At 64.2% G+C, this 16,168-nt stretch carries 15 protein-coding genes; 3 read left to right on the top strand and 12 right to left on the bottom strand.

The window, feature by feature from the left end; genetic code table 11:
* The first annotated feature begins 76 nt into the window (after positions 1-76).
* Positions 77-802, top strand: coding sequence for an OmpW family protein (locus tag AB6804_RS24510; protein WP_370888659.1), 726 nt, complete (start codon positions 77-79; stop codon positions 800-802).
* Positions 803-1,048: 246 nt separating this feature from the next.
* The gene (locus AB6804_RS24505; RefSeq protein WP_035967655.1) at positions 1,049-1,426 is read left to right on the top strand and encodes a DUF883 family protein; all 378 of its coding nucleotides are present in this window, start codon (positions 1,049-1,051) and stop codon (positions 1,424-1,426) included.
* 7 nt (positions 1,427-1,433) lie between these two features.
* On the opposite strand, the gene ugpQ is transcribed toward AB6804_RS24505, so the two are convergent.
* The 12 genes from ugpQ to pilM all read right to left on the bottom strand — a co-directional run bounded on the left by ugpQ (position 1,434) and on the right by pilM (position 13,484).
* A complete protein-coding gene (gene ugpQ / locus AB6804_RS24500) occupies positions 1,434-2,189 on the bottom strand; it encodes a glycerophosphodiester phosphodiesterase (protein WP_370888658.1) in 756 nt (251 codons plus the stop codon).
* 13 nt (positions 2,190-2,202) lie between these two features.
* Positions 2,203-3,288 (bottom strand): sn-glycerol-3-phosphate import ATP-binding protein UgpC, encoded by a 1,086-nt coding sequence (locus AB6804_RS24495; RefSeq protein WP_370888657.1) that lies wholly within the window; start codon positions 3,286-3,288, stop codon positions 2,203-2,205.
* A 19-nt stretch (positions 3,289-3,307) separates the two neighbouring features.
* Positions 3,308-4,153 (bottom strand): sn-glycerol-3-phosphate ABC transporter permease UgpE, encoded by an 846-nt coding sequence (gene ugpE, locus AB6804_RS24490; RefSeq protein WP_370888656.1) that lies wholly within the window; start codon positions 4,151-4,153, stop codon positions 3,308-3,310.
* Positions 4,150-5,034 carry a sn-glycerol-3-phosphate ABC transporter permease UgpA gene (ugpA, locus tag AB6804_RS24485; protein WP_035967648.1) on the bottom strand — a complete coding sequence of 295 codons (885 nt, stop codon included), beginning with the start codon at positions 5,032-5,034 and terminating at the stop codon, positions 4,150-4,152. The genes ugpE and ugpA overlap by 4 nt, the downstream gene beginning before the upstream one ends.
* 56 nt (positions 5,035-5,090) lie before the next feature.
* The gene (gene ugpB / locus AB6804_RS24480) at positions 5,091-6,416 is read right to left on the bottom strand and encodes a sn-glycerol-3-phosphate ABC transporter substrate-binding protein UgpB (RefSeq protein ID WP_370888655.1); all 1,326 of its coding nucleotides are present in this window, start codon (positions 6,414-6,416) and stop codon (positions 5,091-5,093) included.
* 46 nt (positions 6,417-6,462) lie between these two features.
* A complete protein-coding gene (locus tag AB6804_RS24475; RefSeq protein WP_370888654.1) occupies positions 6,463-7,692 on the bottom strand; it encodes a deoxyguanosinetriphosphate triphosphohydrolase in 1,230 nt (409 codons plus the stop codon).
* Between the two features lie 28 nt (positions 7,693-7,720).
* Positions 7,721-8,797 carry a 3-dehydroquinate synthase gene (aroB, locus tag AB6804_RS24470; protein WP_370888683.1) on the bottom strand — a complete coding sequence of 359 codons (1,077 nt, stop codon included), beginning with the start codon at positions 8,795-8,797 and terminating at the stop codon, positions 7,721-7,723.
* A gap of 8 nt (positions 8,798-8,805) precedes the next feature.
* Complete coding sequence (gene aroK, locus AB6804_RS24465) at positions 8,806-9,357, bottom strand: shikimate kinase AroK (protein ID WP_035967726.1); 552 nt, start codon at positions 9,355-9,357, stop codon at positions 8,806-8,808.
* Between the two features lie 83 nt (positions 9,358-9,440).
* Positions 9,441-10,922, bottom strand: a complete 1,482-nt coding sequence (locus AB6804_RS24460; RefSeq protein WP_370888682.1) for a type IV pilus secretin PilQ — start codon at positions 10,920-10,922, stop codon at positions 9,441-9,443.
* A 26-nt stretch (positions 10,923-10,948) separates the two neighbouring features.
* Positions 10,949-11,839, bottom strand: coding sequence for a hypothetical protein (locus AB6804_RS24455; RefSeq protein WP_370888653.1), 891 nt, complete (start codon positions 11,837-11,839; stop codon positions 10,949-10,951).
* Entirely contained in the window at positions 11,836-12,486 is a 651-nt protein-coding gene (locus AB6804_RS24450) for a PilN domain-containing protein (protein ID WP_370888652.1), read from the bottom strand. The genes AB6804_RS24455 and AB6804_RS24450 overlap by 4 nt, the downstream gene beginning before the upstream one ends.
* Complete coding sequence (pilM, locus tag AB6804_RS24445; protein ID WP_370888651.1) at positions 12,483-13,484, bottom strand: pilus assembly protein PilM; 1,002 nt, start codon at positions 13,482-13,484, stop codon at positions 12,483-12,485. The genes AB6804_RS24450 and pilM overlap by 4 nt, the downstream gene beginning before the upstream one ends.
* A 251-nt stretch (positions 13,485-13,735) precedes the next feature.
* Between pilM and AB6804_RS24440 the strand changes: the two genes are divergently transcribed.
* Entirely contained in the window at positions 13,736-16,147 is a 2,412-nt protein-coding gene (locus AB6804_RS24440) for a penicillin-binding protein 1A (protein ID WP_370888650.1), read from the top strand.
* Positions 16,148-16,168: the final 21 nt, after the last annotated feature.

Raw genomic sequence — 16,168 nt, 5'->3', positions numbered from 1 at the left:
AAAATGCTCTACGGCGCCGCTATGGTTAGTTTGAAACGTTGTGTTCATAATGGGCGTGCTTTCTGGAGGAGCACAAATGAAAATAAAACAAGTCGCAACCGGGATCGCAGCATTGGCGTGTGTGTCCACAGCGGCGCATGCACAGTCGGCTGGGTCCTTTTTTGCAACGGCAGGCTGGTTTCACCTCGCCCCACAGGACAGCAGCAGTCCGCTCAAAGAGACAAGTGTAGGCGGATCTCCCGTCAATATCAGCGCGCCGGGCACGGGCGCAGGTATCAGCAGCTCGGATACGGCCGGCTTCACCGTAGGTTACTTCGCGACCGACCACATCGCCGCTGAATTCGAAATGGGCATTCCGCCAACGTTCGACCTCAACGGCACCGGCAGGCTCGAATCGTTCGGCAAGATCGGCAGCGCGAAGCAATGGAGCCCAACGCTGCTCTTCAAATACTTCTTCAACGAACCGCAAGCGAAGTTCCGCCCGTATGTTGGCGTGGGCGTGACGCGCACCTGGTTCACCGATGCGAAGATCAGCAACGCCGCTTTCGAGGGCTCCGTGCTGCATGGTCCGACCACGGTCGATACGGATAGTTCTTGGGCGCCGGTCTTCAATGTCGGCGCTGTCTACAATTTCACGGAACACTGGTTCGCGGGTTTCTCCGTGTCCTTCATTCCGCTGAAGGCGACCGCCAAGCTGAGCACGCAAGCCCAGACGCCGGTCGGCACGCTCAACGTTCAATCGCAGGCGAAGATCACGATCAACCCGATCGTGACGTATCTGCGCGTCGGCTATCGTTTCTGATCCGTATGCCGATGTCTCACCGTTTCAAGCTCTCGGCACACGCCGTCATGCGCTACCGCATGGCGGCGTTTGCTTTTACACGCTCCTTGTAAATGTGACTTGCGCCGGCGTGCGGACGCCGCAGTAATTACGCATCGCGCGCGCCCAACAGCGAGCCGCGACAGTCCGGCATCCTACTTGCTCTAAGCACCTTCCCCGCGATGCAAGCGGACTCCATCCACGATTCATCCATCGACGGAGCGATCTATGAACGCACTGCCTAACACGCGAGACGCCATCGGAGATTCATGGAACGCCACCGGCCGCCGCGCACGCCGCATGGCGCGTCATGGCCGCGAAGCAGCCCAGGATATCGGCGGCGAACTGCGCGTCCTTCTTTCCGAACTCGAAGGATTGCTGTCGGACGGCGCGTCCGCTGACGCCGCCGCGCTTCGCGCCCGAATCGGCGATCAAATCGATTCGGCGCGCGCGCGCCTCAATGCCACACCCGCCGTGGTTCGCGAGCGCGCCGCCGCCGCCTTCGACGACGCCGACGCCTACCTTCACGACAAGCCCTGGCAAACCATTGCCATCGTCGGCGGCCTGGCGCTCTTCGCGGGCATCCTGCTCTCGCGCGCCCGCTAGCGCGCCCTCACTTCGGCGCGTCTTCCAGAAAGTTCGCGCCGATGACATCGATGCGATCGGTGCAGATCGCATCGACACCCCATCGCGCGAGCAGGCGCGCACGCTCGGGATCGTTCACCGTGTAGGCCAGCACGCGCAGACCCGCGTCCTTGATTTCGCGCACGAGTGTTTCGTCCAGCGAACGATGGTCCGCGTGCAGCGACACGCACGCGAGCGCCGCCGTTTGCTCGCGCCACTCCGCCGGCACGCGTTCGTACAACATGCCGCGCGGCAGATCCGGCGCGGCATCGCGCGCCGCCTCCAATGCCGCATACGAAAACGACGACAACAGCGGCTCCGGCTCCGCATCGTTCCACAGGCGCGCCGCCTCGCGTGCGACCCGTTCCCCGGTTTCGACTTCGCGCCCCGGACACGGCTTGATTTCGATGTTCGCCGCCATATTCAGCGACGCGCATCGCTCGCGCACTTCGGCGAGCGTCGGCATGTGCGCGCCCGCGAATTCCTTGCCGAACCACGAACCGGCGTCGAGCGCGCGCAACTGCGCGTAGGTCATCGACTTCGCCGGGCCGTGGCCGTTCGACGTGCGGTCGACATCGTCGTCATGCAACAGGAAGACGACGTCGTCCGCCGACAGCTTCGCGTCGAACTCGATCATCTTGAGACCGAGACGCGCGCCCGTATCGATGCCTTCGAGCGTGTTCTCGGGCGCGAGCTTGCCGCCGCCGCGATGCGCGACGATGGCGGGGTACGGCCAGATTCTCATCGCAAAGCCTCCTTCAGTTGGCGCGCAATCCGGTAGCCGGATCGAAAAAATGAAGATGCCGCGCCGGCACCGATACCGCCAGCTTTTCCCCGCGCACCGGCCGATGCACGTGCGGCAAGCGCGCCGCCACGTCATGCTTGCCCCACTTGCCGTGAGCAAGATTGTCCGCGCCGAGCAATTCCGCCGAATCGACGTCGAGCACCGCTTGCGCCGCCTCATGGTTGCCCGGCGTCATGTGTTCCGGACGGATGCCGACGATCCACTCGCGCCCGAACATGGCACGCGTCACGCCGCCCGCGCCCGCAACCGTCAGCTTCGGACCGCCGCCCGCTACTTCGAACACCGAACCATCGTCGGACAGTCTGCCTTCGAGCAGATTCATGGCCGGCGATCCGATGAAGCTCGCCACGAACACCGTAGCCGGCCGCTCGTACACTTCGGTCGGCGCGCCGATCTGTTCAGCGTGCCCCTTGTTCATCACGATGACGCGCTGCGCGAGCGTCATGGCTTCGATCTGGTCATGCGTGACGTAAAGGCTCGTCGTCGCGAGGCGCGCGTGCAGCCGCTGAATCTCGAGGCGCATTTGCACGCGCAGCTTGGCGTCAAGATTGGACAGCGGCTCGTCGAACAGAAACACCGCTGGTTCGCGAACGATGGCACGACCCATTGCAACACGCTGCCGCTGACCGCCCGACAACTCGCGCGGCTTGCGCGCCAGCAAATGCTCCAACTCCAGAATACGCGCGGCGTTCGCGACGCGGCTCTCGATCGTCCCGCGATCCACGCCGCCGATCTTCAACGCATAGGCCATATTCTGCGCGACACTCATGTGCGGATAAAGTGCGTAATTCTGAAAGACCATCGCGATGTCGCGATCTTTCGGCTCCAGCTTGTTCACGACCTTGCCCGCAATCTCGATCGTGCCTTCCGACACGCTCTCGAGTCCCGCGACCATGCGCAGTAGCGTCGACTTGCCGCAACCGGATGGACCAACCATCACGACGAACTCACCATCCTCGATCGATACATCGATGCCATGAAGCACGTATTGAGTGCCGTCGTATGTCTTCTTGACGCCTTTGAGTGTCAGTGCAGCCATTGATACCCGGTCTCCAGTTTTATTTTTCCGCGTCCACGAGTCCGCGCACGAACCAGCGCTGCATCGTCAGCACGACGGCGAGCGGCGGCAGCATTGCAAGCAGCGTCGCGCTCATCACGAGATGCCATTCGGTCGCGGTATCGCCCGAGGCGATCATGCTCTTGATACCGACCACCGCCGTCTGCAGCGACTGCTGATTGGTGATCAGAATCGGCCAGAGGTACTGGTTCCAGCCGTAGATAAAAGTGATCACGAAAAGCGCCGCGATGTTCGTCTTCGACAGCGGCAGCACCACGTCCCAGAAGAAGCGCAGCGGCCCTGCACCGTCGATGCGTGCCGCTTCCATCAGTTCGTCGGGCAGCGTCATGAAGAACTGCCGGAACAGGAAGGTCGCCGTCGCGGAGGCGATCAGCGGCAGCGTGAGACCGGCGTACGTGTTGGCGAGATGCATCGACGACACGACCTGCACCGTCGGAAAGATGCGGACTTCGACGGGCAGCATCAGCGTGACGAAGATCAGCCAGAACGCGAGGTTCTTCATCGGGAAGCGAAAGAAGACAATCGCATACGCCGAAATGATCGACACCGCGATCTTGCCGATGGAGATGACGAGCGCCATCACGAGACTGTTGATGAGCATGCGTCCGAAGGGCGCCGCCGCATTGCCGCTGCCGTGCGTCCAGATGTGCGCAATGTTTTCGAAGAGATGCGTGCTCGGAATCAGCGAAAGCGGCACGCTGAATACTTCGCTCGAATTCATCGTCGCCGCGCAGAACGCGACATACACCGGGAACACGACCAGCGCGACGCCGAGGATCAGCACCGCGTGACAGAAGATATCGAAGCCGCGACGGTTCTCGATCATGAGTATTGCACCCTGCGTTCGACGAAGCGGAACTGCACGATGGTCAGCGCGACGACGATCACCATCAGCACGACCGACTGCGCGCCCGAGCTGCCGATGTCCAGCCCCTGAAACCCTTCCGCGAAGATCTTGTAGATGAGCGTCTTGGTCGATTGAGCAGGACCGCCGCCAGTGGCGGCATCGATGACGGGGAAGGTATCGAAGAACGCGTAGACCAGGTTGACGACGAGCAGGAAGAAACTCGTCGGCGACAACAGCGGCAACGCAATGCCGAAGAAGCGCCGCACGGGACCGGCGCCGTCGATCGCGGCGGCTTCGATCAGCGATTGCGGTATCGCCTGCAAGCCGGCATAGAAGAACAGGAAGTTATAGCTGACCTGTTTCCACACCGACGCGAGCACGACGAGAAACATCGCCTGCGTGCCGTTGAGCGCGTGGTTCCATACGATGCCCTGCTTCGCGAGCGCATACGTGACCAGCCCGATGCTCGGATTGAAGAGAAACGACCAGAGCACCGCCGCGATGGCCGGCGCGACCGCATACGGCCAGATGAGCAGCGTCTGATACGCCTTCGCGCCGCGCGTCACGCGATCCGCGCATGCGGCGAGCAGCAGCGAGATCACGAGTCCGGACACGGTGACGAGCGCGCAGAAGATCATCGTCGTACTGAACGATGACAGGTACAGCGGGTCCGCGAAGAGCTGCCGGAAGTTCGCGAAGCCGACGAATTCGCTGGACGTGCCGAACGCGTCCTGGCTTTGCGTCGCTTGCCATAGCGCCTCGCCGGCGGGCCAGAGGAAGAAGAGCGCGGTGATCGCGAGCTGAGGCGCGACGAGCAGATACGGCAACACGCTCGTATCGAAACGAGACCGTTTTTCCATCGGTATGTCCTGAACGGCGCCCGCGTTTGGCGCGGGCGCATGCCTGACCGTGGCGCTTAGCCGCCGCTCTTTTCGAAGCGGCGCAGAAGTTCGTCGCCGCGCTGCACGGAAGAATCGAGCGCCTGCTGCGGCGTCTTCTTTTCCGCCCACACCTGCTCGAGTTCTTCATCGACGATGGTGCGAATCTGCGGCATGTTGCCGAGACGCAAGCCCTTCGTATAGGCAAGCGGCGGCTTGTTCAGCATCTGCTTGATGGCGATGTCCGCGCCGGGATTCTTGTCGTAGAAGCCCTGTTTTTGCGTGAGTTCATAGGCGGCGGTCGTCACGGGCAGGTAGCCGGTGTCCTGATGCCACTTCGCCGCGACCGGCGGCGTGGCCAGATACGCGAGGAACTTCGCGACGCCCTTGTACACCGCCGGGTCCTTGCCCGCCAGCACCCAGAGGCTCGCGCCGCCGATGATCGCGTTCTGCGGCGCGCCCTTCACGCTCGCGTCGTAAGGCATCATGCCGACGCCGAAATCGAACTTCGCATACTTCTGAATAGTGGCCCGCGAGCCCGACGAGTTCGTGATGATCCCGCAGTCGCCGCTATAGAACTTGGATACCGGCTCGTCCTTGCGCCCGACGTAAGTGAACGTGCCGTCCTTCGCCATCTTCTGCAGGAACTGGATATGCGCGACCTGCAGCGGCTTGTTGAACTCGAGCTTTGCATCGAGCCCGTCGAAGCCATTGTTCTTCGATGCAAACGGCGCCGCATGCCACGCGCTGTAGTTCTCCAGCTGAATCCAGCTCTGCCAGCCCGACGAATAGCCGCACGAATAGCCCGCCGCCTTCAGCTTCTTCGCGTCGGCTTCGACATCGGCCCAGGTTTTCGGCGGCTGATTCGGATCGAGACCCGCCTTCTTGAACGCGTCCTTGTTGTAGTACAGAACGGGCGTGGAACTGTTGAACGGCATGGAGATGAGATGGCCGGTCTTCGCGTCGCTGTAATAGCCGGCGATGGTCGGCACGAACGCCTTCTCGTCGAGCGGCACGCCCGCTTGCTTGAATACGTCGGAGACAGGGAGCACGGCCTTTTTCGCCTGCATCATCGTCGCGGTGCCGACTTCGTAGACTTGTAGGATCGCGGGCGCATTGCCGCTGCGATACGCCGCGATGCCCGCCGCAAGCGTCTGGTCATAGGTGCCCTTGAACACCGGAACGATCGTGTAGTCGCTCTGCGACGCGTTGAAGTCCTTGGCGATGTCGTTCACGCGCTCGCCGAGGGCGGCCTCCATCGCGTGCCAGAACTGGATTTCCGTCGCAGCATGAGCTGCGGTGCTGGCGCCGAAGGCCAGAACGGCAGCGGCCGTGATCGAGCGGAACGAGGGCGTGCATTTCATCGATGAGTCTCCTTTTTTGCAGATTCGCGCCTGAAAACGCGCGATCTTAATTGTTGTCGATGACAAACAGACGTTGGTATTCCTTCAATGCATATCGATCCGTCATTCCCGCGATGTAATGCGCGATCAGCCGCGCCTGCGTGCTCTCGTGGCATGGCGCGGCGGCGTCGTTCGCGGACTCTTCCGCCACGGCGAGACGCGCCTGATACGCGGGCGGCAGCAAGCGCGGGTCGTCGGTAAAGGCGTCGAACAGGCCGGTGACGACGCGCTTCGCCTTGTTGGCCATGCGCATCACGCGGTAATGGCGATACAGGTTCTTGAACAGGAAGCGCTTGAGCGCGGCGGCTTGCGCGGCGACTTCATCGCTATGCGCGACAAGCAGCGGCGCACTGCGCACGTCTTCGATGGATGTCGGCCTCACGCGCGCCAGATTGCGGCTCGTGGTCTCGATCAGATCCACGATCAGCGTATTGATGATGCGGCGTATGGTCTCGTGGATGAGCCTGCGGCCTTCGATGCCGGGGAACTCCGCGCGCGCCGCATCGAAGTGCGTATGCCAGAGACTCACTTCGGACATTTGCTCGAGCGTGAGCAGGCCGGAACGCAGGCCATCGTCGACATCGTGATTGTTGTAGGCGATCTCGTCCGCGACGTTGGCAATCTGCGCTTCGAGCGATGGCTGCCTGCCCGCGAGAAAGCGTTCGCCGAGTTCGCCCAGCTTGCGTGCGTTCTCGCGTGAGCAATGCTTGAGAATGCCTTCGCGCGTCTCGAAGCAGAGGTTGAGCCCGTCGAACGCGCCGTAGTGCTCTTCGAGCTGATCGACGACCGCGAGACTTTGCAGATTGTGTTCGAAGCCGCCTTGATCGCGCATGCATTCGTGGAGCGCGTCCTGCCCGGCGTGGCCAAACGGCGTGTGACCGAGATCATGCGCAAGCGATATCGCTTCGACGAGGTCTTCGTTCAGCCGCAGATTGCGCGCGACGGAACGCGCGATTTGCGCCACTTCCAGACTGTGCGTCAGACGCGTGCGGAACAGGTCGCCTTCGTGATTGACGAAAACCTGCGTCTTGTATTCGAGCCGGCGAAAGGCGGTCGAATGCACAATGCGATCGCGGTCGCGCTGAAACTCGGTGCGCGCGGCGGGCGGCGTCTCAGCATAGCGGCGTCCGCGCGACGTGGACGAACGCGCCGCATACGGCGCAAGATGGGCTTCGAGCGCCCCTTGCGACGGCGCTCCGAATCCTGCTTCTGTTTCGCTCACCGGCTGCCTCCGCATCGTCGTGGTTCCGGCTGCTGCGTGGCGCTCAGACGCTGGCTGCGAGCGTCGCACGCACGGCCTGATCCGGCGCGCTCGTGATCTCCGTCGCGCCAAAACGAGTCAGCAGGATGAATTTGATTTCGCCGGCTTCGGCTTTCTTGTCGACTTTCATCAGGTCGACGTAGCGGTCATCGCCGAGCTTCGGGCCGACGACCGGCAGCTTCGCCGCCTCGATGACGCGCACCAGCCGCTTGCGTGCGGCGTCGTCGAGCTTGCCGAGGCGCACCGACAAGTCGGCCGCCATGACCATGCCGCAACCGACCGCTTCGCCGTGCAGCCATTCGCCATAGCCGAGCCCGGCTTCGATGGCGTGACCGAACGTATGGCCGAAATTGAGGATGGCGCGCTGCCCGCCTTCGCGTTCGTCCGACGCCACGACCGATGCCTTGATCTCGCACGAACGTTTGACCGCATGCGCGAGCGCGCTTTCGTCGCGGCTGTTCAATGCGCCGATGTTCGCTTCGATCCAGTCGAAGAAACCGGCATCGGCGATCGCGCCCGTCTTGATGACTTCCGCGATGCCCGCGGCCAGTTCGCGTTCCGGCAGCGTATGCAGTGCGGCTATATCGGCGATGACGGCCTGCGGCTGATAGAACGCGCCGATCATGTTCTTGCCGAGCGGGTGATTGATGCCCGTTTTGCCCCCGACCGACGAGTCCACCTGCGCAAGTAGCGTGGTCGGCACCTGAATGAACGGCACGCCGCGCATGTAGCAGGCGGCCGCGAAGCCGGTCATGTCGCCGACGACGCCGCCGCCGAGCGCGATGAGCGTCGTCTTGCGATCGGCCCGTTCGGTGAGGAGCGCGTCGAAGATGGTATTGAGCGTTTCCCAGTTCTTGTGCGCTTCGCCGTCGGGCAGAACGACGGTCGTCACTTTCTTGCCGAGCGGTTCGAGCGCGGCGCGCAGCGCGTCGCCATAGAGCGGATCGACGGTCGCATTGGTGACGATGGCCACCGACGAGCCCTTGATATGCGGCGCAAAAAGCTCCGTGCGCCCGATCAGCCCCGCACCGATATGAATGGGATAGGCGCGCTCGCCCAGTTCGACATTGACTGTAATCATGGCGGACATTATGACTCAGCCGACTTGATGACGCCGGCCACCTCCAGTTGCATCAGGACCATGTTGACGAGCGCGTTGACCGTCGGCCGCCCGGTTTCCACGACGAAATGCGCACACTCCTGATAGAGCGGATCGCGCGTTTTGAAAAGCGCTTCCAGCTTGCCGCGCGGATCTTCGGTCTGAAGCAGCGGCCGGTTCTTGTCGCGGCGGGTGCGCTGCCAGAGATCGTGCGGATTGGCGCGCAGATAAATGACGATGCCGCGATTCCTCAGATGTTCGCGATTCTCCTGCCGCAGCACCGCGCCGCCGCCCGTCGCGAGCACGATGCCGCTCTTCTGCGACAGCTCGTCGATGACGTTGGCTTCGCGCTGGCGGAATCCGGCCTCGCCTTCGAGTTCCCAGATCACGGGTATGCGCGCGCCGGTGCGTGCTTCGATTTCCAGATCGGAATCGATGAACGAGCGCTGCAAACGGCGCGCAACCGCACGGCCCACGGTGGTTTTACCCGCCCCCATGAGTCCGACGAAGAAGATGTTCGCGTTCGCGTGCCCTTCCTGCAACCTTGATCCTTTGACAATATGCAATTTGTTCGTGCGGCAGCTTAAGGGCAAACCGCCCGCTTTGTCGAGTCGCACGCCCGGCGTCATCCCTTCGCCGCCACCACATGCGGCGTGATCAGGATGACCAGCTCGCTCTGCGACTTGCGCCGCGCGTCGTGACGAAACAGCCAGCCGATCAGCGGCAGCTTCGACAATCCCGGCACGCCGGTGACATCGACCCGTTCGTCTTCTGAATAGATGCCGCCGATCGCCACGGTCCCGCCATCCTCCACTTCCACGCGCGTCTGCACGTGCTTCGTGTTGATGGCCGGCCCCGCCGCCGTCTGCTCGCCGACGCTGTCTTTCGCGACATCCAGATCGAGAATGACGTGCCCGTGCGGCGTGATTTGCGGTTCGACCTCCAGTTTGAGCGCAGCGCGCCGAAACTGCACGCCCGACACGCCATTGCCGACTTTCGCCTGATACGGCAGCTCCGTGCCCTGTTCGACGATCGCCTTCACGCGATCCGCCGTCACGACGCGCGGTCGCGACACGATCTGTCCCCGCCCCTCGGATTCGAGCGCGCTGAGTTCGATGTCGAGCAGCCGCGTGGCCTGCGCGGCGAAGAGCGTGAGCCCTGCGGTCGCCGCGTCGAAACCGTTGAGCGGCCGCGCCGACAGATCGTATACCACCCCGTCCTTGCCGCCCGCGATGCCGCGCGCGGAGTCTCCCGTCGGCGCGACGCCCAGCTTGACGCCGAGGTTGCGCGACAGCCCGGTCTCGCCTTCGACGATGCGCGCTTCGATCATCACTTGCGGCGTGGGCCTGTCGATGGATGCGATCAGCTCGGCGATCTGCTGCACGCGACCGTCGAGATCGGTGACGAAAAGCAGATTGGTGCGCGCGTCGGCCATGGCGGAGCCGCGCTTCGACAGCACGCGCTGCGTGCCCGAGCCGGTCAGCAGCTTGCGCACGTCTTCGGCACGCGGATAGCGCAACGTGAAGGTGCGGCTTGCGAGCGGCTCAAGTTCTGCCGCGCGGGCGTGCGCCTCATAGCGCAACTTCTCGCGCGCCGCGAGTTCGGCGAGCGGCGCGACCCAGATCACGTTGCCGTGCTGCTCCATCGCCAGGCCGTTGACGTCGAGAAGCGTGTCGAACGCGCGCCGCCACGGCACCGCGACGAGATTGATCGACACCAGCCCGCGCACTTTCTCGCTCGCGATGATGTTGAGGCCGGTGAAGCGCGCGAAGCCTTGCAGCGCGGCGCTCAGGTCGGCGTTTTTCAGGTCGAGCGTGATCGGCTTGCCGTCATCGGCCTTCGTTCCGCTGAGGCGTTCGAGTTGCCGTAGCGGCACCGGCGGTCCTTCGAGCGGCTCGGCGGATTCGGCAGCGGGCTTTTCCGCGCTTGGCGTGGCCGGCGCTTGGGGCGGCGGCGGTGGCACCAGCGGAATGGCCGTATCGATTGCGAACTGATCCGTCGGCAGCGTATCGAGCGATGCCGGTAGCGGCGGCAATGGCGCGACGGGCGCATCGCCGACGTCGGCCGCCGTTGCCGCACGCGCCACGATGATCGCCGCGACGCTCATCGCGCGGAAGATGCATAGCGCCTTGCTCACTTGCGATCCTCCGCGAACGTCAGCATCCGCGACGCGCCCTCGCCGCTTGCAAGCCGTATCGCGCGGGGCTGAACGCGTTCGAGCCGCTCGTCGCCGATCTGCTGTCCCGGTTCGTAGTGGTCGACGTTCTTCGCGCTCTGCACGAGCGCCATCGCGCGGTGGCGCGCCACCATCGTGCCGACGAGCAGCATGCCCGCATCGCGAGCGAGACCGGTTGCGCCGTCCCTGCCGAACGGATCGACGATGAAAGCGTTCGTGCGCGCGGGTTCTGAGAGGGGCACCGCAGGCAGCGTTTCGTGGATGCGCAGCGTCGCATCGATCGTCACCGCGCCGGCCTGACGCTTGATTTGCACAGCCTCCGGCACGATCAGGCGCGGCAGGCCGACGAGCGCCTCCAGAAAGCGGCGAACTTCAGGAAACGTGCCGTCCGCCCGGAAGGTGAGCGCGCGTTCCGTTGCCGGCCGCGTTGACGTCCGGGCTCCGCTTTTCGCCAACGATTGCGGCTCGATCTCCGTCACGCGCAGTCCGCTCTGCGCAGCGAGTGCGGCCACTGCGTGAAGCGCATCGGCAGCGGTCCAGATGGCGGGCGTCATGCTCGTGGCCGCGACGCGTGCCCGTAGTTCCGGCAATGCGGCGACGATTCCGCGGGCATCGTCCGCTTTGCGTTGAGTTGCCGCGAGCGCGGTGCGGGCGGCATCGCGCTGGCTCAGGCCCGAAGCCCGCCAGCCTTCGACGCCCATCGCAAACACGCATACGAAAAGCGCGAGCGCCGTAAGACCCGTGCGACGCGTCGACCACGCGTGCAGCGGTCGAAGCAGCGGAGTGCGGGCGCGCCCGTGCGAGTGCGAGCGCAAGCCTCCGGGGACAGTCATCGTCAGGGTGTTCATTGCGGTTTCCTTTGCATTGATGTTTTCGCCGGTGCGGCAGTGGTTTTCGTTTCAGCCGCCGCATAGCGCACCAGCGCGATGAATTCATAGCGATCGATAGCCGGCGCGACGGCATCGCGGTTCGCGGATGCTCCCGTCTCCACGCGCCGCTTCATCTCCACGACCTCGACCGATTGCACGCCGCGCAAGTCCTCCAGCCGTTTGAGCCAACGCGCCGCCGTCTGGGAATCCGGGGCGAGCGCGGCAAGCTCGACTTCATCGGCCCGCTGGGAAACGCGTTGCAGAACGACGTCCGTGCGCGGCGGCGTATCCGCAAGCGCTTCCAGCAGCGCAAGGAACCGGTCGCGCGGTCCGGCGAGCGGTTGCGCCGCGTCACGCGCCCGGCGACGCTCGGCCTCGGTGCGAAGGAGGCGCGCGTGTTCGTCGATAGCCGCGTTCGATGTGCGCAGCGTCGCTTCCAGTGCGATACGCCGGTCATCCAGACGCGTGCGCTCGAACGCGTCCCAGCCCGCGACGCCTCCCACAGCCGCGCATCCGGCGAGGCTTGCGACGGCCAGGATCGCGAGCCGCTGCCGTCGCAGCGCACGACGGTTGCGCGACCGGTAAGGCAGCAGATTGAAGCCGTCGATGGTGGCGGCGCTCCTCATTGCAGCACCTCGCGCAATGCGAGTCCGAACGCGGTGGCGAAAAGCGGCGAATGCTTCATCGCGGCATCGATTTCCGACGCGCCGTTGCAATACGGCGCAGCCTCGAACGGCAGCGCGGGGCAGCCGACGATCTTCGCCAGCGCCGGCAGCGGAAGGCCCGCGTTCGCCAGCAATTGCGTCTGGCCGCCGACGTACGCGCAGTCGATCGGCCTCGTTTCGCCCGCCAGATGGCGCAGCGCGTCGGCGATGCTCACGTATTCCGGCGCGGGGTAGCGCGCCTCGCTCTCCACCTCACCGGCGCTCACGACCCACGCGTGCAGCCCCGAGCTTTCGAGCCAGCAAGCGAGATAGCGCGCGTCGGCGTCCAGTTCGACGCGGCCCGAATGACGCATCGCGCGCAGGGCCGCGGCCGGTTCGCCGTCGATGGCGCACAACGCGATGCCCGCTGCCGCCGCCGTTTCCACGCGCGCCTCGACATGCCGCCTGGCGGTCGCTGCGATCGTCACATAGGCGTTCCCGTCGTCGCGAGCCTCGACGGACCAGTCGACTGCGAGCGCGCCGCGCTCCATGCCCGATGCGCGCTCCGCCTCGGCGAGCACCGCCGGCTCCAGCAAGCCGCTTGGATCGCTGCCGATATCCGGCACGTCCGGCTGGCGCGCTTCGATCAACCGCGCGAGCGGCACCCGCGTGGTCAGCGTCGCCGATGCGGGAAGGCCCATCGAACAGCGCAGCGCGCCCCACGCGCCGTTCTGCGGCATGCGTTCGACCGCTTCGCGCAACGCCGCAGCGACGGCCGCGCGATCGACGAAATCGCCGCCAACCACCGCCCCCGCCGCGATTGGAACCGCATCCAGATGCTCGACGCACACGGTCGAATCCCGCTTCAGCCGCCGGCTGAGAACCGCGAGCCGCACTGCGTCCTCGCTTATGTCGATACCCGCCGCGAACCGGCGCGTGACCGTCAGCACCGCGCCGCGCAAGGCGCTTTCTTTCTTCATGTCCACTCCTTCCGTCACTCGCGCGCCGAAACATTCGCGCGCTTTCGATGCACGAATTCTCGTGAAGGCGGCACACGGCGAACATTCGGCCGAACGGCTAACGCGAGCGATGACACGATGTTTTCGCGGGACATCGCGCGTATCTTGGCAATAGGAAAAGCGACGCGGATTGCATTGAACTGTTGCCCGAGTGCCTAGGAATTTCCCGAAACCCGGACGGCTATAATCCCGGGACTGTTTTTGGTGGTGCTATGCAATCCTCTTCCCCGACTAATCCGCCGGCCACGCCGCCCGAAGGCCCGATAAAGCCTCGACGTTCGTGGTTTGCGCGGCTGCTTTTAGGCTCGCTCGTCTGCGTTTTCGCGCTGATCGTCTCCATTGCGCTGGTGTTCGGCTATGCGCTGATCGTGGCGATGCCGAACCTGCCATCGCTCGATGCGCTCACCGACTACCGGCCGAAAGTGCCGCTGCGCATCTACACCGCCGATCACGTGCTGATCGGCGAATTCGGCGAGGAACGCCGCAGCGTCGTGCGCATTCAGGAAGTGCCCGATCGCCTGAAGAAAGCCGTGCTCGCAATCGAAGACGCGCGTTTTTACGATCACGGCGGCGTCGATGTCATGGGCATCGTGCGCGCGGGAACGGTTGCATTGTCGAATGGGCATGCATCGCAAGGCGCGAGCACGATCACGATGCAGGTCGCGCGAAACTTCTTCCTGTCGAGCGAAAGGACGTACACCCGCAAGATCTACGAGATACTGCTCGCCTACAAGATCGAGCGTGCGTTGACGAAGGATCAGATTCTCGAGGTGTACATGAATCAGATCTATCTCGGACAGCGTGCGTACGGGTTTGCGAGCGCGGCGCGCGTCTATTTCGGCAAGGACCTGAAGGACATCACGCTCGCCGAAGCGGCGATGCTCGCGGGTCTGCCGAAGGCGCCGTCCGCATATAACCCGGTCGTGAATCCGAAGCGCGCGAAGGTTCGGCAGGAGTACATCCTTCAGCGGATGCGCGAGCTGAACTTCATCACGCCGGAAGAGTACGCGACGGCGCTGAAACAGCCGCTCATCGTGAAGGGACAAGGGCGCGAGTTCAGTGTCCACGCGGAATACGTCGCGGAAATGGTCCGGCAGATGATGTACGCGCAATATCGCGAAGAAGCCTATACGCGCGGCTTCAACGTCGTGACGACGATCGATTCCGCCGATCAGGACGCCGCCTATCACGCGCTGCGCCGAGGCCTGATGGACTACGAACGGCGTCATGGCTATCGCGGGCCGGAAGGCTTCATCGATCTGCCGGCGGACGCGGATGACCGTGAACAGGCCATCGACGATGCGCTCGCCGAGCATCCGGACAACGGCGAGATCGTCGCGGCGGTCGTGACGTCGGCGAGTCCGAAGGAAGTGAAGGCGAGCTTCATCGACGGCAACGTGGCCACCATCACCGGCAACGATCTGCGCTTCGTCGCGAATGCGCTTTCGCCGCGTGCGCAGCCGAACCAGCGCATTCGTCCGGGCGCGATCGTGCGGCTCGCGAAAAGCAGCGACGGCGACTGGTCCATCACGCAACTGCCGCAGGTCGAAGGCGCGTTGATCTCGCTCGTGCCGCAGGACGGCGCAATCCGCGCGCTCGTCGGCGGGTTCGACTTCAACAAGAACAAGTTCAACCACGTCACGCAGGCGTGGCGTCAGCCGGGCTCGAGCTTCAAGCCGTTCATTTATTCGGCGTCGCTGGAGAAGGGTTTGTCGCCGGCGACGATCATCAACGACGGCCCGCTATTCTTCAGCGCCGCCGAAACCGGCGGCCAGGCGTGGGAGCCGAAGAACTACGGCGGCGGCTTCGACGGCCCGATGACCATGCGCACCGCGCTGCAGAAGTCGAAGAACATGGTGTCGATCCGCATCCTGAACAACATCGGCACGAAGTACGCGCAGCAGTACATCACGCGCTTCGGCTTCGACGCGGACCGTCATCCGGCGTATCTGCCGATGGCGCTCGGCTCGGGCCTCGTGACGCCGCTGCAGATGGCGTCGGGCTATGCGGTGTTCGCGAACGGCGGCTATCGCGTGAATCCGTATCTGATCGCCGATATCACCGACCCGCGCGGCGCCGTGGTGTCGCATCCGCAACCGCTCGTCGCGCAGGGCAGCGCGCCGCTCGCGATCACGCCGCGCAATGCCTTCGTGATGAACAGCCTGCTGCAAAGCGTTGCGCAGCACGGCACGGCCGCGAAGACGAATCAGATGAAGCGGGGGGACCTTGCCGGCAAGACCGGCACGACGAACGATTCGCGCGATGCGTGGTTCGCCGGCTATCAGCGATCGCTCGTCGCGATCGCGTGGATCGGCTACGACAATCCGCGCAGTCTCGGCGACCGCGAAACCGGCGGCGGTCTCGCGCTGCCCGTGTGGATGGAATACATGACCCGCGCGCTGCAAGGCGTACCCGAGTACAAGCCGATGATGCCGCCCGATGTGAAATCGCTCGGTGGAGAGCTGTACTACGACGACATGACGCCGGGCCACGGCTTCATCGCGACGATCGGGGTGAGTCAGGCGCCGCCGCAGGAAGGCGGCGTGTCGGGCGTGACCGCGCCGACGCCAGATGTCGGCGAGCAGGAAAAGCAGGACATCATGAATCTGTTCAAGGGCCAGTAGCCCTTTTCCACACCGTCTGCT

This window comes from Caballeronia sp. RCC_10, from assembly GCF_041360715.1.
Classification (GTDB): Bacteria; Pseudomonadota; Gammaproteobacteria; order Burkholderiales; family Burkholderiaceae; genus Caballeronia; species Caballeronia grimmiae.
The sequence above is the reverse complement of the archived record's forward strand: the minus strand, read 5'-3'. Positions and strand labels throughout refer to the sequence as shown.

What these genes read in the sequence shown, in the direction of transcription:
- ugpQ (WP_370888658.1), bottom strand. Translation starts at nt 2,189, where the DNA reads ATGAGAATCTGGCCGTACCCCGCCATCGTCGCGCATCGCGGCGGCGGC.
- AB6804_RS24455 (WP_370888653.1), bottom strand. Translation starts at nt 11,839, where the DNA reads ATGAACACCCTGACGATGACTGTCCCCGGAGGCTTGCGCTCGCACTCG.
- AB6804_RS24475 (WP_370888654.1), bottom strand. Translation starts at nt 7,692, where the DNA reads ATGCGGAGGCAGCCGGTGAGCGAAACAGAAGCAGGATTCGGAGCGCCG.
- AB6804_RS24510 (WP_370888659.1), top strand. Translation starts at nt 77, where the DNA reads ATGAAAATAAAACAAGTCGCAACCGGGATCGCAGCATTGGCGTGTGTG.
- AB6804_RS24440 (WP_370888650.1), top strand. Translation starts at nt 13,736, where the DNA reads ATGCAATCCTCTTCCCCGACTAATCCGCCGGCCACGCCGCCCGAAGGC.
- AB6804_RS24505 (WP_035967655.1), top strand. Translation starts at nt 1,049, where the DNA reads ATGAACGCACTGCCTAACACGCGAGACGCCATCGGAGATTCATGGAAC.
- ugpB (WP_370888655.1), bottom strand. Translation starts at nt 6,416, where the DNA reads ATGAAATGCACGCCCTCGTTCCGCTCGATCACGGCCGCTGCCGTTCTG.
- pilM (WP_370888651.1), bottom strand. Translation starts at nt 13,484, where the DNA reads ATGAAGAAAGAAAGCGCCTTGCGCGGCGCGGTGCTGACGGTCACGCGC.
- ugpE (WP_370888656.1), bottom strand. Translation starts at nt 4,153, where the DNA reads ATGATCGAGAACCGTCGCGGCTTCGATATCTTCTGTCACGCGGTGCTG.
- AB6804_RS24495 (WP_370888657.1), bottom strand. Translation starts at nt 3,288, where the DNA reads ATGGCTGCACTGACACTCAAAGGCGTCAAGAAGACATACGACGGCACT.
- ugpA (WP_035967648.1), bottom strand. Translation starts at nt 5,034, where the DNA reads ATGGAAAAACGGTCTCGTTTCGATACGAGCGTGTTGCCGTATCTGCTC.
- aroB (WP_370888683.1), bottom strand. Translation starts at nt 8,797, where the DNA reads ATGATTACAGTCAATGTCGAACTGGGCGAGCGCGCCTATCCCATTCAT.
- AB6804_RS24450 (WP_370888652.1), bottom strand. Translation starts at nt 12,486, where the DNA reads ATGAGGAGCGCCGCCACCATCGACGGCTTCAATCTGCTGCCTTACCGG.
- AB6804_RS24460 (WP_370888682.1), bottom strand. Translation starts at nt 10,922, where the DNA reads ATGAGCGTCGCGGCGATCATCGTGGCGCGTGCGGCAACGGCGGCCGAC.